Here is a 12,878-nt window from a genome sequence, read left to right on the forward strand (position 1 = left end):
TGTAGTGGTCTAATGAAACCGGACACCCATTTAGGCGAGAATGCTCGCCAGAGAGAGGTGTCCGATGACCAAGCAACGTCGTTCCTTTACGCCCGAGTTCAAACGCGAAGCTGCCAGTCTGGTGCTCGACCAGGGCTACAGCCATATCGAAGCAGCCCGTTCGCTTGGGCTGGTGGAGTCGGCCCTGCGTCGATGGGTTAACCAGCTTCAGGAAGAGCGAAACGGTGTGACTCCGACCAGTAAAGCGCTGACGCCCGAACAGCAGAAAATCCAGGAGCTGGAAGCTCGGATCAATCGCCTGGAACGGGAAAAAAGTATATTAAAAAAGGCCACCGCGCTCTTGATGGCCGAGGAACACGAGCGTTCGCGTTAATTGATCAGCTTCGTTCTGAAGAGCCTGTTGATCTGTTGTGCTCGGTATTCGAAGTCACCCGATCCTGCTATTACGCGCACTGTCGCAAGCACCGATCTCCAGACGTTAAGCGGCTGATTTTGCGCAGCCGCGTGAATGAGCTGTTCACCCAAAGCCGCAGCGCGGCGGGCAGCCGAAGCATCATGTTCATGATGCGCGAGGACGGCATAGCGATTGGGCGATTCAAGGTGCGCAAGCTGATGAGCGAGATGAAGTTGATCAGCAAGCAACCCGGCTCACATGCCTACAAAAAGGCGACGGTGGAGCGGCCTGATATCCCGAACGTGCTGGATAGAGAGTTCGCCGTGTCGGCACCAAATGAGGTCTGGTGCGGGGACATCACGTATGTCTGGGCTCAGGGTCGCTGGCACTATGTGGCGGCCGTGATCGATCTGTTCACCCGCCGCGTGGTGGGCTGGGCGTTTTCATCGAAGCCAGATGCCGACCTGGTGATCAAGGCCTTGGACATGGCCTATGAACAGCGTGGCCGGCCTCAGAATGTACTGTTTCACAGCGACCAAGGAAGCCAATACAGCAGCCGAAGCTTCCGTCAGCGGCTGTGGCGTTATCGCTTCAAGCAGAGCATGAGTCGGCGTGGAAACTGCCACGATAATGCACCGATGGAACGGTTGTTTCGCAGCCTGAAAACGGAATGGGTACCGACCGTGGGTTATATGAGTGCTTCGCTGGCACAGCAGGATATTGGTCGGTTTCTGATGCAGCGCTACAACTGGCAGCGACCGCATCAGTTCAACAGCGGTCTGGCGCCCGCTGTTGCCGAAGAAAAACTTAACGCAGTGTCCGGGATTAGTTGACCACTACAGTAGCAATCACAGAGTCGTTCGAGCGCGAAGCCATCGGCTTCGGTCAGCACACCCATGCGATCCAGCAAGACCGTGAGTCGCCCCCATGCGACCTGGCCTTCACTGCTCAAATGCCCTGGCGCGCTGGGGATACGCTTCGCAGGCTTGGGTTCGTTCTTGTTGATCGGACGCTTACCAGGATTCCCTCTGACAAGCTTCAGCTCCGTCGGAGTGGGTCGTCTCCCGGCCATTATTTGCTCCCAAAAAAAAACATTTCATTTCGCGGCTTTGCACAAAGAGGGGGGCGAACGGTCAGGAAAGGCTTCGCAAAAAACTTTTTACCCCCCCTACCCCTGGGAAGACCGCTTGACTGGGCCTGTGAGGGCTCAGGAGGGCCGATTCCAGTGGTGCCGTGGGTCCAGAGGCCTGCCGCTGACGTCGCAGCCAACCTCGCGCCCTGACTTCTCCAAGCGCTGCTTGTAGGAGCTGTGGCAGTTGGTGCATAGCGATTGCCAGTTGCTGCGATCCCAGAACAGGGACATGTCACCGCGGTGTGGCTTGATGTGGTCAACGACGGTGGCAGGCTTCACGAAACCATCTTTATGGCATCGGATACACAATGGATGGCTGCGTAACCAACCTTCGCGAGCCTGCTGCCAGCGATAACCGTATGGCTTCGGCTTTTTGCCTGCGTCTGGGAGAGACATGCGTTAGCCCTGCGCCTTGCGGGACAGGAACAGATCGGAGTATCCCCGCAGCTTCTCCACACCCATGAAGCCAACAGCACCACCGGCGAAGGTTGCCATGCCCTGCGGCAAGCCCATCCATTCGAGCAGCGGCACCAGGGCCAGGGTGATGAGGCCGCACAGGGCGCCCTCCAGGAACATCTGTCGGCGAGTACCGCCGCCGTACACAACGCGCAACGCGGCGATACCAACGGACAGGCCAGCAGCATAAAGCTGCGGCTGGTGGGCAATCACCCAGGCAATCAGTGCGGCCCACAGGCCAGGGTCCTTCTCGGGCATGTTCGGCATCTCGATTCCTCCCTTATTGGGAGCAGAATAAAAAAAGCCCCGCAAGTGCGGGGCTACTGAAATGGGGGGTGGGTCAGTTTTTGATTAGGACTTTTGAAGGGTCCAGGATCTGAGTCAGACGCTCTACCATCTTGGAATGCACTTCGCTAAAAGCACCAGACGTCACTTCTGCAACGCTCAAAAGTACCTGATCTCCTTCATTGAGCTTGAACAGATACCCACCTTCGACAAACTCTACGCTTACGGGGAAAACATAGGTCGTCCGGGAGTAACAGTCCTCAGAGACGAGTGTCAGCGCAATTGAGAACGAAACAACACCACCGAGTGAAGACATTTGCGTCCAGGGTTTTTCCTCGAACGCATTGCGCTCACCTACACCTAAACGAACGTAATAATCGCCTGGCTTCCCTTCAGGATTATTCCAGCGAGGCGATGGCAGCCCTAGGTAACTCCCGAAGCTGTCCGACAATCCCGCTGCCGCCTTGGAAAGAAGGTAAACCTGCTTAGCCAGCGCTGCTTCTCGGTTCTCATATCGATTTTGAAGATCCGTATAAATGCTCATATCCAGCTCCTTTGAAGAGACTGGCACGATGCCATAAGCGGGCAAAATGAAAAAGCCTGACTCAAGGGCCGGGCTCTGGATAAATAGCCAGCTATGAGACTAAATGGCATAAAGCTACTATCAGCGATCAATCGACGCTAAAGGGCTTCAGATGCGAGTTGATATTTTCCGAGCTCTTGATCGAGTGCTGATAGTGAAAGATGGTGAAGGAATCCCGAGGATATCGGGAGCAGGGTCCGAATTCTTGGATGGCTTGGCGTTTGAACGCCAAGTGGATTTCACCAAGCTACCAACTGGGCTCAATAGCGCCCAGGTGAAGCAGTCCTTGGATGAGCGAGGTTTTTATGCGGCCCGACAGTCAGCGACCATCACTGAGGTTGAGATTCAAGACTGACCTCAGAAAGGAAAACCCCGACTAAATTGTCGGGGTTTCTCAGTGTCGTGATGCGTTGCAAGCTGGACACGCTGCTATGAAAACAGGTGTTTATCCGCCCGCATAGAGTTTTTCACGCAGCCTCTCGAATTTCTTCCAGTGCGCAATCGATCCAGGCGACACCCGCCTTGATGATCTCGCGGGCTTTCCGCTCCGACATCCCCGCGCCGCTTCCAACGCGCATTGCCGGCTGCTTTGCCCCGAAGTAGAACCAAATGAAGTCGCCCATCTGCTGGTTTCGCTTCGTCAGGCGGGCCACGGCGCCGTCGACTATCAGTGCTAGGTCATCGGTCACCATGTACTGCTTAGTACCACCTTCAGACGGCACGTTGTCGCGCATCAAGGCGAACAGCGGAGAGACGTACCGAGGCACGCCCATTCCATCCATCCGCCACCAGCCCCATTGCTCCAGCAGGTACTCAGTGTCGCCCAGGGGTTTGTCCAGGTAAGTGCGTTTCTTCATGCAGCCCTCCGAGGCGTTGGGTCGGTGTCCAGGCCAAACAGCTCGCAGAGGAGCTTGAAGGCGTGCTTGTTCTTGGCGCCGCCTTGGATGATCCAGGCTTTGGCGAACTGCTCGAAGCCTTGGTTGGCTCGAGAGGCGTGCCAGTCGGCGACGATGTCCATCAGTGCGGCCGATCCGATACGGCCATTGGTTTGGTCTAGCAGTAGGCGGTTGCCCTTCTTCAGGAACTCTCGCTCGATTGGGGTCAGATTCTTGCGCGGCATGGCCGCTGTGACGTTACTCATGGCCAGCTCCTGGCTTGTTTTCGTGAATTTGCATCCTCCCTTGGGATGGATGCTGTGAGGTGCTGAAACCAGCGTTGTTACTGGCGCCAACGATCGCAGGATGGTTTTTCTGTCCCGTGAATGTCCCGGCGTGAAGAGCGTTGAAACCTTGCTGATCGAGCTGCTGATGCCAGGCCTCCAGGGCGCGACGCTTCAGGCCCTCGGCGGTGGTATGAATGTAGGTGGCATCCAGATCCTTCATGGCGTGGTTCAGCAGCAGCTCGCCCACCATGTAGTCGACCCCAAGATCGGTCCACGCCGTGCGGGCTACCTTGCGCAGGTCATGGCTCGACCATTCACCCTTGGCCAGATCGGTGAACAGGGTGTTGGCTTTGCTCGGGCTCAGCGGCGCGCTGTGGCTGCCGGGGAATAGTAGTGGGCCGGTATAGCCCCGAGCGGCCTGCAAGCACTGGTATCGGCGCAGCAGAGCGCAGGCCTGGTTGGTCAGTGGCAGCGTGTGCTCGGCCTTGGTCTTGGTATCGCCCGCGGGGATGAACCAGCGCCCCGCCTCGAGGTTTACGTTACGCCAGCGCGCCAGCCGGGTCTCACCCAGTCGCGAGCCGTGGCACAGCATCATCAAGGCCAGCATGCAGCCCGCCGGCTCGACTTCGAAGCGTTCGGCCAGCAACCCGAGCAGACCTGGTACGTCGTCTCCGCGCAGGCGGGCAGGCTTAGGCCTGATCCGGGTCCGCACAAAGTCGGTGAACTTCAAGGCTGCCATCGGGTTGGTCGGCAGCAGTTCCAGGCGCAAGGCCTGACGGAACGACACGGAGAGCACGCCATAAACCGACCGCACAAACGACAAGGCATAGCGCTCCTGCATCGGCCACATCAGGTGCTGGTCGATCATCTGCTTGCTGACCTCGCCCAGCAGTAGTTCGCCCAGGCGCGGCACCAGGTGGCGATCCAAGGCAGACTTGGCGCTAGCCTTGCGTTTGGCCGAAAGCCCGCGGTCACGGTTCATCCGGTCTCGGTACCACGCCAACACATCGCCTACCGTCGTCCAACTGGTGGTGGTGGACTTGGCGTGCGCGTCGGCAGCCCGCCGCGCCAGGATCGCCGGCAGCGTTGCCAGCATGGTCTTGGCGTTGATCCCTGGGTAATCGCCAGCCTTCCCCCAGCGCTGGCGGAACACGACGTGCCAAGCGCCCCGGGAGCGATCGGTGGTCGAATAACGGAACCGTAGCTCGCGGTGGCGGGTGTCCCGTAGCTGGCGAGCAGTTCCCGCAGCGTGCCGGCGGATCTCTGCATCGCTGATGGTGACGGTCAAAGTTTTAGAACCGCTCATGGGCACCTCCCTTGTAGCGGCTGGCATAGCTACCTCGCGCCATCTCAACTTCATCGTCGGTGGGCAAGCGGTTGCCTGCGAAATTCGCGAATCGACCAAACTGGCCCTCCTGCTGGAGAACACAGCTCCCCACGCGGGCATGTCGGCATTTGGTCATCAGGATCTCGGTCAGGCCGTTCTGCCCCTCCTCCGTGTCCATGTCGCGGTGAACCATCAGGATGCAGCTGGCGTCGGCCTCGATCTCCCCTGAATCGCGCAGGTCGCTCGACTGGGGCTTCTTCCCGGGGCGCTTGGTCGAGTCGCGATTGAGCTGCGCCAGCTCTATGACGGGAATGCCCATTTCCTTGGCCAGCTGCAGGAGCGCTTTGCTGATCTTTCCGACTTCCTCGCTCCGGGTGCGGCCTTGACGCTCGCTTCGCACCAGCCCCAAGTAATCGACCACGACGCCGGCGAGCCCGTGCTCACGCTGGCAGCGCCTAGCGGTCGCGCGGATGCTGGCCGGGGTCTGAACTGGCTCATCGCAGACGAACAGCGGCGCCTCAAGCGCAATGGCCACGGCGCCAGACATCCTTGACCAGTCGTCATCCCGCATTTTCACCGGATCGTCCAGCTTGCGCAGATCCACACCGCCCAACGACGCGATAGCCCGCAGACCAAGCTCCTCGCCCGGCATCTCAATGGAAAACACCAGCCAGGGCTTACGCTCCTTGATCGCGTTGTGCTGAGCAATTTGCAGCGCCAGCGTGGTCTTGCCACTACCAGGCAGGCCGGCAACGACCGTGACCTTCTTCGGCCGAATGCCCTGCATCAGGTCGTCCAGATCAGCAAGCCCTGTCGATGGCCACTTGGGTGCAACACCGCGATGCTTCTCATCCACGAGATCAGCGGCATCACCCATCCACTGATCCAGTCTCTTGAAGCCTTTCGCCTCTCCGTCGAGGCTACGCAGATCGGCCATGGCCTGCTGCGAGGCGGCGATCACCTCCGCGGTTGGCGCACCGCTCTGCACCAGCTCCTGCGCCTGGCCCGCGATGTCCAGAATGCGGCGGATCACCCCCCACTCCTTGACATGCTTGGCGTAGGTCCGCCAGTTGGCTATCGACGGCACGTTGTTCGTGATCTCGGCCGCGTAGGCCATGGTGAACTGGCCGCTGGGCAGAGAGCGCTGAATCGAGCCTATGGTGACTGGGTCAACCGGCACACCCTGGTCATGGATACCCAGGATCACCTCAAACAGCGCCGCGTTGTCGGCGTGGTAGAAGTCGCCCGATTCCATTTGGCCGAGAATGTCCTCAACCAAGCCGGCGTCCTGTTGCAGGGAGGCCTGCATGACCGCCCCCAAGACGCCGTGCTCAGCCTCGATGCTGAACAGCTCCCTCATGCGCAGGCCCTCATCGAGGACCAGGTAAAGCCAACGAGCTCACCGCCGTTTTGCCGTAGCCGGTCAAGCGCGCGATCGCCGATGTAGGCCTTCAGGCCATCGGGGCCGAGGTTGCTGATCAGGACGGTGGGCAGTACAGCCTGATACCGGCGGTCGATGATGTTATGCAACAGGCCCAGCTCGTACTCGCTGCCCTTCTGGCACCCGACCTCATCAACGACCAGCAGATCAAGGCCGCCCAGGTGCAGCACCACGTCGCGGTCGGTGTACCCCGAACCCGGCACCATCGAAGCTCGGGCGATGCTGACGATATCGCCGGTCGGGATGATCAGCGCACGGCAGTGGTCGGCAACCACTGTGCGCACAATTGCGCTTGCCAGGTGGGTCTTGCCGCAGCCGACGTTACCGGTCAGCAGCAGGGAGCGACCGGCGCGGAAGTTCTGGGGAAATTGCTCAGCGTAGTCACGGCAGGCTTCCAGCGCGTGGACCTGGGAACTACCAGCCCCAGTGCTGAATGAGTCGAAGGTCGCGCCAGCGAATCGCGGGGTGATCCCGGCGCCGATCAGCGCGGCCATGGTTTCCTCAGCCTTGCGCTGGGCGCTGGCCAAGGCATGCTCCACCGAATCCCGCGGCGAGGCATGCAGAGTCTCCCAGGCACAGCGCTTGCAGTCGCGCGCCAGCATCGAGCCGTCCAGTTGCTCAACTTCGCTCATGTCGACCTGGCCGTGAATGGCACACTCGCCGGAGAAGATGCGCATGGCTGGGCGACGGTGGAACAGATCAGAAATTCGAACGGCCATCTTGGCTCTCCTGGTACATATCGGGGGTGTGCTGAGGCAGGTTGCTGAAGGCCGACGGCTTACCATTCTTGGCGCCAGCACCCGGTAACACTGAATCCGGGTACACGTCGCTCCAGCTGCTGGTGGTGGACTTATCCAGCACCGCATCGGGATCTGGATGGCTGGCCAGCTTCTTGGCAATCAACTCGCAAGCCCTCGGGGTCAACGGTGCGCGCTTTTCCTTCCGCATTTCACAGAAGTCGGCCCAGGCCTTTTCCGACGCGTTTGCGGGTTTGGCGGTCAGTGGGTCGAACTTCCCAGCCTTCACCCTTCCAGCACCCGCAGGGTTTTCAATACTTGCTGGCTTTTTCAGTCCTTGCTTACCTTCAATACTTACTAGTGTCGGATTTGCCGTATGCGGTCCAGCCGGAAGCGGTTCAGCCGTATACGGTGAATCCGGAAGCGGTGATTCAGACACCAGGTAAGTGACTTCGCCGAGCACGCCCGACTCACTCCGAGGCTGCTCACGACGCACGTATCCGGCGCTGATCAGTTCGTCCAGTAGCCCGTAAATACCGTCTCGGCCGGTCGGCTTCGCTGAGCCCGCCGTCTCGCCTCGCAGGTGCGCGGGAGACACCTTCCAGTGATCAGGCTTGCCAAGCAGGAACACAAGCATTCCTCGAGCACCCCAGCTCAATCGCCAGTCCTCGCTGATTGCCTTGTTCAGCAGGTAGAAGTTTCCCTCTGGGCGAGGGGCGCGAATGATGCTCACAGGTCAAGCCCCTCTGTAACTCTGCGCACAAAGGCTTCGTAGCTCTCACTCATGGCTAACCCCTGGTCTTCCAGCGTCGCCCGGTACGCTTTGGTGGAGCCGTAAAGCACCCAGCGCTCGCGCTCTGGAAAACTTTTGAACTGGGAATAGCTCGGCCAGGGCCCGGCAATGGTCGTAGCGCCAGCGCGCTGCTGTTGCGTCTGGCGGGGGATAGAAAGCCTGTTCAATGCAGAGCCTCCCCATTGATCGTTGTGCGCTTCACAGCGGCTGGTCTCGGGCGCGTGAGCAGTTCACCGGTCTCGATCATCAGATTCCGCACGGCGGTGTCAAAGCGGCGCTTGACGTTGTAACGGTGTCGCTTGGCTTTGGTCATCCGCTCGTAGCTCTGCTCGGTGTAGCGAATAACGCCGTCATAGGCAGGGTCTGAGTAGTCGATGCCATGACGATCTGGGTAAGGCTCGCCGTGGTTACGGAAGTAACGGAAGCACTCGTCCTTGTACTCTTCGCGCAGGCAAGTAACTGCGTGGTGGGCCTTGCAGTGCTCTACGGCCAGTTCCGCCACACGCTCGACGAGCTGCCACTTGGTGAGATTCTTCATGGCTTGACCTTCTGGACCAGGCGGAACCGACCCTCAAAATATGGGTGGGTTGCCTGGGTGGTAGTGACCATCGTGGATTCGGAGACAAAGCGCTTGAAGGCCGCGGTAACCAAGGTCTTGGCCCATACCATGTACTGGCTGCCCATGGCGTCCTCGTGACCGTTGCGGACCATTCCGGCTGGGTTTGGTTGGTGCGGCCAAAGTTTCAAGACGTAGTCAACAACAGGGCCGGATAGCCCATAGCGGTCGCTCATCACGGCTTTAACGCCAGTCAGCGACAGGCAGTTTTGTGGGCAGTAGTCCCAAACGTGGAACCGGCCCAAGTCCTCGACCTTCTGCTCGATCCGCTCCAGCGCCACCTGCTGCTCCCGCTGCTGACGCTCGACCGCCACTAAGTGGTTAGCGTTGGCTGCGGTGATCTCGGCCTGCGTCATCGGGCGACCGGCTTGGCTCTCCAACTCTTGCCAGCGGTCCACAAGAGCTGCGGTGAACTCTGGCGAGAGCTGTGCGACCACGACGAAGCTGTCGCGCTTGTTGACCAGGTACTCAGTGACGACGACACCATTAGCCGCCCTCGCCCCATCCTGCAACGCAGGTTGGGAAATTACGCCCTTGGCAACTAGGCGCTCGATTGCGGTTTTCACGTTGTCATGGCGAGACCCGACCAGATCTGCGATCTCTCGCGAAGACATAGTCAGCACGTTGCTGGTGATCAGGTTCATACGCCTTCCCCCTCGCCCACCACCCCATGCGAGGCGCCAAGGTGGCGATGCTGCCAGCAAAAGTTGCCGCTGAAGGTCCGCGCCTGCTCAAGATGTCGCTCGAGCTCCTTGGCTAATTCGTTCTGGTAGCCGCCCAACATCGGAATGATGATGGTACGGACCAGGCTCTCAAGCTTCCGATGCTCCGCGCGGGCGAAATTCATATAGGCCATCGCTTGCGCGTCGAGGATGGCGGGATGCAGCAGATGCCCCTCAATGTGTAGGGATCCCCTGCGAATGCTGACAAGGCTCATGCCGCCACCTCCGTGCCGAATGCGAGCCACTCAGCACTGACGCCGCAGGCACGAGCCAGCTCAGGGAGAAAGCTTGAGCGCTTGGTCTTTCCAGATTCGATCTGCGAAATACTGGTCTGCTCCATGCCGGCGCGAATAGCCAGGTCCGCCTGGCTGAGTGAAGCTGCCTCGCGAGCTAAAAGCAGTCTCTCGCCAAGGGTCTGATGTGGTCCGTTAGCTTCTGGCGCGCCACGTTTCGGTGGTGGCGAATTTCGTGGCGCGGCATGATCTTCCGAAATCTGCCTGAACATATCGATCGCACTGTCGACGCCAGAGAATCCGGTGTCATCGAGGAATTTCGCCAGCCCGGCGAGCGCTTCAGCGTTGCGCCCACCTTCATGCACATGGCTCAGTTGAATAGCGCTAGCCAGGCCTGCCAGCCATACAAGGTGGTCCCTGGCAGCCAGAAGCTGAAACTCAGCTTCTGCCGCCACGTCTGCAACGGTAGGGATTGCCTGGATCATTCGGCACCTCCCGTTTTCAGTGAGTACTGGGCTGCGCGAGTGATAGCTCCAGCAACCTCAGCCAAGAACGCGAGGCTGCGCATCTCGCTGAGGTAAGCGATTTCGCCGTTATTGATCTCTGCTGCGAGACGGTTACCAAGCTGATGAACCCCGTCAGCGAGCTCCGCGGCGAGCGCCAAACCATCCACGACGCTTTGGCCTTCACGAATGCAGAACAGGTGTTCGCCGACCATGTCGAGGCTACCAAACTCAAGCTTGCGCAAGGGCGGGAGTTGCGCCGGGTCATAACCGGTGGTATTTTTTGGGTGCATGAAATCGTCTCCAAATGACGAAGATTCACGAAAGCTCCTTGCAGGGAGCTGGTTAAGGAACCCGGCCGGCAAGCCGGGTTTTTTGTGGGCGAAGGTTTTTCAATCCACCATCCCACAAATCTCAGATATGCAACCCCGGCCATTGGGGTTGCTGTTGCCTACCCTGGACGGGTCGGCGGAATAAAAGATCGCGGGCGCATATCACGCATCCTTGAAAGCGCAACCTGCGCTCGAGTTAGGTTTCAAATCATTCAAGCGGCGACAGCTCGCCATTGGAAGGCCCTCAACAGGACCTGCTTGCAATGAGGATCTACAAAACCGCATTACGATTCCACTCAACTCGTGCGAGTTACTACTTGCACCGGAGTCATATTGTGGTTTGGCATCAGTGCTCGATGGTCTGCGATCCAGACAATTCCCGTAAGGGGGGAAATACACCTGTGAATTCATACAGCACCACGTGTCATACTGGATGAATTCACAGCCACGCGAGTGGAGCTGTGTTGGTGGCGGGTTGCCTGTAGAGTTTCATTCATGGTTGGGGGAGCGATCTTCGGGGCGCGCTTTGGGCGCTTTGGCGAGGTCCACCGGATGTCAGGACGAAGCTCTGAACGAGTGACAGCCCCGTCGGTAGCCTCCTCAATCTGAATAGCCCTTTCGGCAGTGACCGATCGATCACCCGAGACAAGGCGAGACAAGTAAGAAGCGGTCACACCCAGCCGCAGGGCGATGATTTTCTTCCCGCCCCTGGGTAGGGATTCAAGGTATTCGGCCAGGTTCATGGAATTTACCTAATGGTGCATTTTCAGCCTAGCTTACCCAGAAAATGTACCAATTCAAGGTAATTTCCCTCATGGGAAATAAAAGGTACATTTCAGGTATGGAAATCAAAGACGTTCGGCGCCACCGCCTTCACAAGCTCCTTCTCACAATGTTCAGCGGGCGCAAGTCGTCCCTGGCCGAGGCTATTGGCAAGCCTGCCTCCTACGTGTCGAGGCTGTTCTCTGATAACCCCGCGCATTCAAGGAACATTGGAGAATCCATGGCTCGTGAGATCGAGCGCTCGCTAGGGATCGATACCGGGTACCTTGACACCCCCCTCACCAAGCTTGAAGCAGGCGGCGCGTGGGACCCAGCCACTAATCCAGACAAGCTATCGCCAGTGAACATGGATATCCCTGTTCGGCTTGCTCAGAAGATAGAGAGGTACAAGGGCCACGTGGATATACCGGTGATGGATGTCGAGGCCTCTATGGGGCCTGGCTGTCACCCGCCCGATATTGAAGTTGTAGCTAGCTGCATGTCTCTAGAGGTCGAATGGCTACGCCGCACCATCACCATGACTGACCTTTCGAATTTGAGAATCATCACAGGGATGGGCGAGTCCATGGCGCCCACCATCAAGCATGGCGACTTACTTCTGATTGATACCGGAGTGAAATCCGTCACGTATGACGCCGTGTATCTGATCGCTATGAGTACGTCGTTGCTGGTCAAGCGAATTCAGCGTGAACTGGATGGGATTCGCATCGTGTCTGACAATCCACAGTACAAAGAGATTATGGTACCGGCTGACCTGGAAGAGCGCGTTCAGGTGCTCGGGAGAGTGGTATATGCTTGGGGCGGATCAAGGATCTGAACCTGTTGGAAAAGAGCCCGCTTAGACGCGGGCTTTTTTTTGGAAAAAATATTTACCAAAATGATTGACCAAAATTATCCAATTGGTACTCTTTGCCACATCACTTACGGCAAGGAGCACTGTCATGACCGCACCACCTGCATCAATCACACTCGGCAACTGGCAAGGCCTCCTGGGGTGCGGCGCAGCTCCGCGCGAGTTGGAGTGCTTGCTGGCGATCGCAGGTGGTGCATCGGGCAAAGAAGCTGCTCGTGTCTTAGGAATCAGTGAGGATGGCGTTAAAAAACGTCTGATCGCCCTTGGTACGAAATGGGGTGTAACTCGCCGAGCAGCTCTCGTAGCAGAGGCCTTCAAACGAGGCATCATCAGTCCTGCCGCTGTACTCGCCGCGATCATGGCGGTGCATGGGGTTGTGAGTGACGACCAGTTGCTGCGTGTGCGCCGAGGTGGTAACGGCGCAGAGCGGAAGATTGAAAACCGTGTAGCAACCAGGCGCGCCGAGTGCGCGCTGGCAGCAGCGTGACACGACCTGCCTGATCTGAACCATCCCTGATTTTTGCGA

At 58.6% G+C, this 12,878-nt stretch carries 19 protein-coding genes; 3 read left to right on the forward strand and 16 right to left on the reverse strand.

All coding sequences use genetic code 11. The annotated features are described in order from the left end of the window. Positions 1-64 precede the first annotated feature (64 nt). Positions 65-1,227, forward strand: a protein-coding gene (locus tag JV241A_RS18305; RefSeq protein WP_134063887.1) for an IS3 family transposase whose coding sequence is annotated in 2 segments (ribosomal slippage) — positions 65-320 and positions 320-1,227 — 1,164 coding nt in all. Because the reading frame shifts where the segments join, the coding sequence is not laid out codon by codon here. Between the two features lie 374 nt (positions 1,228-1,601). Here JV241A_RS18305 and JV241A_RS18315 read toward each other — a convergent pair. The 16 genes from JV241A_RS18315 to JV241A_RS18395 form a co-directional block, all read right to left on the reverse strand. Further along, complete coding sequence (locus JV241A_RS18315; protein WP_134063890.1) at positions 1,602-1,922, reverse strand: HNH endonuclease signature motif containing protein; 321 nt, start codon at positions 1,920-1,922, stop codon at positions 1,602-1,604. 3 nt (positions 1,923-1,925) lie between these two features. Beyond that, complete coding sequence (locus JV241A_RS18320) at positions 1,926-2,249, reverse strand: phage holin, lambda family (protein ID WP_134063892.1); 324 nt, start codon at positions 2,247-2,249, stop codon at positions 1,926-1,928. Positions 2,250-2,322: 73 nt separating this feature from the next. After that, the gene (locus tag JV241A_RS18325; RefSeq protein WP_134063894.1) at positions 2,323-2,811 is read right to left on the reverse strand and encodes a hypothetical protein; all 489 of its coding nucleotides are present in this window, start codon (positions 2,809-2,811) and stop codon (positions 2,323-2,325) included. 506 nt (positions 2,812-3,317) lie between these two features. Then, positions 3,318-3,707 carry an antiterminator Q family protein gene (locus tag JV241A_RS18330; protein WP_134063896.1) on the reverse strand — a complete coding sequence of 130 codons (390 nt, stop codon included), beginning with the start codon at positions 3,705-3,707 and terminating at the stop codon, positions 3,318-3,320. Further along, complete coding sequence (locus JV241A_RS18335) at positions 3,704-3,991, reverse strand: hypothetical protein (protein ID WP_134063898.1); 288 nt, start codon at positions 3,989-3,991, stop codon at positions 3,704-3,706. The genes JV241A_RS18330 and JV241A_RS18335 overlap by 4 nt, the downstream gene beginning before the upstream one ends. Continuing rightward, on the reverse strand, positions 3,984-5,318 hold the full coding sequence (locus tag JV241A_RS18340; protein WP_134063900.1) for a site-specific integrase: 1,335 nt from the start codon (positions 5,316-5,318) through the stop codon (positions 3,984-3,986). The genes JV241A_RS18335 and JV241A_RS18340 overlap by 8 nt, the downstream gene beginning before the upstream one ends. Next, positions 5,305-6,699: a DnaB-like helicase C-terminal domain-containing protein gene (locus tag JV241A_RS18345; protein WP_134063902.1), complete on the reverse strand. Its 1,395-nt coding sequence runs from the start codon at positions 6,697-6,699 to the stop codon at positions 5,305-5,307. Before JV241A_RS18345 ends, JV241A_RS18340 begins: the two co-directional genes overlap by 14 nt. Continuing rightward, positions 6,696-7,499 carry an ATP-binding protein gene (locus JV241A_RS18350; protein WP_134063904.1) on the reverse strand — a complete coding sequence of 268 codons (804 nt, stop codon included), beginning with the start codon at positions 7,497-7,499 and terminating at the stop codon, positions 6,696-6,698. The genes JV241A_RS18345 and JV241A_RS18350 overlap by 4 nt, the downstream gene beginning before the upstream one ends. Beyond that, positions 7,480-8,250 carry a hypothetical protein gene (locus JV241A_RS27725; RefSeq protein ID WP_240047887.1) on the reverse strand — a complete coding sequence of 257 codons (771 nt, stop codon included), beginning with the start codon at positions 8,248-8,250 and terminating at the stop codon, positions 7,480-7,482. Before JV241A_RS27725 ends, JV241A_RS18350 begins: the two co-directional genes overlap by 20 nt. After that, a complete protein-coding gene (locus JV241A_RS27730; RefSeq protein ID WP_134063906.1) occupies positions 8,247-8,477 on the reverse strand; it encodes a hypothetical protein in 231 nt (76 codons plus the stop codon). The genes JV241A_RS27725 and JV241A_RS27730 overlap by 4 nt, the downstream gene beginning before the upstream one ends. Next, entirely contained in the window at positions 8,474-8,848 is a 375-nt protein-coding gene (locus JV241A_RS18370) for a hypothetical protein (RefSeq protein ID WP_134063908.1), read from the reverse strand. Before JV241A_RS18370 ends, JV241A_RS27730 begins: the two co-directional genes overlap by 4 nt. Next, positions 8,845-9,570: a Rha family transcriptional regulator gene (locus tag JV241A_RS18375; protein WP_134063910.1), complete on the reverse strand. Its 726-nt coding sequence runs from the start codon at positions 9,568-9,570 to the stop codon at positions 8,845-8,847. The genes JV241A_RS18370 and JV241A_RS18375 overlap by 4 nt, the downstream gene beginning before the upstream one ends. Next, the gene (locus JV241A_RS18380; protein WP_134063912.1) at positions 9,567-9,863 is read right to left on the reverse strand and encodes a hypothetical protein; all 297 of its coding nucleotides are present in this window, start codon (positions 9,861-9,863) and stop codon (positions 9,567-9,569) included. Before JV241A_RS18380 ends, JV241A_RS18375 begins: the two co-directional genes overlap by 4 nt. Beyond that, positions 9,860-10,366, reverse strand: coding sequence for a helix-turn-helix transcriptional regulator (locus JV241A_RS18385; RefSeq protein WP_134063914.1), 507 nt, complete (start codon positions 10,364-10,366; stop codon positions 9,860-9,862). Before JV241A_RS18385 ends, JV241A_RS18380 begins: the two co-directional genes overlap by 4 nt. Beyond that, the gene (locus JV241A_RS18390; RefSeq protein ID WP_134063916.1) at positions 10,363-10,677 is read right to left on the reverse strand and encodes a hypothetical protein; all 315 of its coding nucleotides are present in this window, start codon (positions 10,675-10,677) and stop codon (positions 10,363-10,365) included. Before JV241A_RS18390 ends, JV241A_RS18385 begins: the two co-directional genes overlap by 4 nt. 446 nt (positions 10,678-11,123) lie before the next feature. Next, positions 11,124-11,459, reverse strand: coding sequence for a YdaS family helix-turn-helix protein (locus JV241A_RS18395; protein WP_134063918.1), 336 nt, complete (start codon positions 11,457-11,459; stop codon positions 11,124-11,126). A gap of 98 nt (positions 11,460-11,557) precedes the next feature. On the opposite strand from JV241A_RS18395, the gene JV241A_RS18400 reads away from it, so the two are divergent. Then, on the forward strand, positions 11,558-12,316 hold the full coding sequence (locus JV241A_RS18400; RefSeq protein WP_166675719.1) for a S24 family peptidase: 759 nt from the start codon (positions 11,558-11,560) through the stop codon (positions 12,314-12,316). A gap of 124 nt (positions 12,317-12,440) precedes the next feature. After that, a complete protein-coding gene (locus tag JV241A_RS18405; protein ID WP_134063922.1) occupies positions 12,441-12,839 on the forward strand; it encodes a LuxR C-terminal-related transcriptional regulator in 399 nt (132 codons plus the stop codon). Positions 12,840-12,878: the final 39 nt, after the last annotated feature.

Source organism: Pseudomonas sp. JV241A, assembly GCF_900275665.1.
In the GTDB taxonomy this organism is placed as follows: Bacteria; Pseudomonadota; Gammaproteobacteria; order Pseudomonadales; family Pseudomonadaceae; genus Aquipseudomonas; species Aquipseudomonas wadenswilerensis.

What these genes read in the sequence shown, in the direction of transcription:
- JV241A_RS18350 (WP_134063904.1), bottom strand. Translation starts at nt 7,499, where the DNA reads ATGGCCGTTCGAATTTCTGATCTGTTCCACCGTCGCCCAGCCATGCGC.
- JV241A_RS18335 (WP_134063898.1), bottom strand. Translation starts at nt 3,991, where the DNA reads ATGAGTAACGTCACAGCGGCCATGCCGCGCAAGAATCTGACCCCAATC.
- JV241A_RS18315 (WP_134063890.1), bottom strand. Translation starts at nt 1,922, where the DNA reads ATGTCTCTCCCAGACGCAGGCAAAAAGCCGAAGCCATACGGTTATCGC.
- JV241A_RS18405 (WP_134063922.1), top strand. Translation starts at nt 12,441, where the DNA reads ATGACCGCACCACCTGCATCAATCACACTCGGCAACTGGCAAGGCCTC.
- JV241A_RS18380 (WP_134063912.1), bottom strand. Translation starts at nt 9,863, where the DNA reads ATGAGCCTTGTCAGCATTCGCAGGGGATCCCTACACATTGAGGGGCAT.
- JV241A_RS18395 (WP_134063918.1), bottom strand. Translation starts at nt 11,459, where the DNA reads ATGAACCTGGCCGAATACCTTGAATCCCTACCCAGGGGCGGGAAGAAA.
- JV241A_RS18390 (WP_134063916.1), bottom strand. Translation starts at nt 10,677, where the DNA reads ATGCACCCAAAAAATACCACCGGTTATGACCCGGCGCAACTCCCGCCC.
- JV241A_RS18385 (WP_134063914.1), bottom strand. Translation starts at nt 10,366, where the DNA reads ATGATCCAGGCAATCCCTACCGTTGCAGACGTGGCGGCAGAAGCTGAG.
- JV241A_RS18330 (WP_134063896.1), bottom strand. Translation starts at nt 3,707, where the DNA reads ATGAAGAAACGCACTTACCTGGACAAACCCCTGGGCGACACTGAGTAC.
- JV241A_RS18320 (WP_134063892.1), bottom strand. Translation starts at nt 2,249, where the DNA reads ATGCCGAACATGCCCGAGAAGGACCCTGGCCTGTGGGCCGCACTGATT.
- JV241A_RS18325 (WP_134063894.1), bottom strand. Translation starts at nt 2,811, where the DNA reads ATGAGCATTTATACGGATCTTCAAAATCGATATGAGAACCGAGAAGCA.
- JV241A_RS18345 (WP_134063902.1), bottom strand. Translation starts at nt 6,699, where the DNA reads ATGAGGGAGCTGTTCAGCATCGAGGCTGAGCACGGCGTCTTGGGGGCG.
- JV241A_RS18340 (WP_134063900.1), bottom strand. Translation starts at nt 5,318, where the DNA reads ATGAGCGGTTCTAAAACTTTGACCGTCACCATCAGCGATGCAGAGATC.
- JV241A_RS18375 (WP_134063910.1), bottom strand. Translation starts at nt 9,570, where the DNA reads ATGAACCTGATCACCAGCAACGTGCTGACTATGTCTTCGCGAGAGATC.
- JV241A_RS18370 (WP_134063908.1), bottom strand. Translation starts at nt 8,848, where the DNA reads ATGAAGAATCTCACCAAGTGGCAGCTCGTCGAGCGTGTGGCGGAACTG.
- JV241A_RS18400 (WP_166675719.1), top strand. Translation starts at nt 11,558, where the DNA reads ATGGAAATCAAAGACGTTCGGCGCCACCGCCTTCACAAGCTCCTTCTC.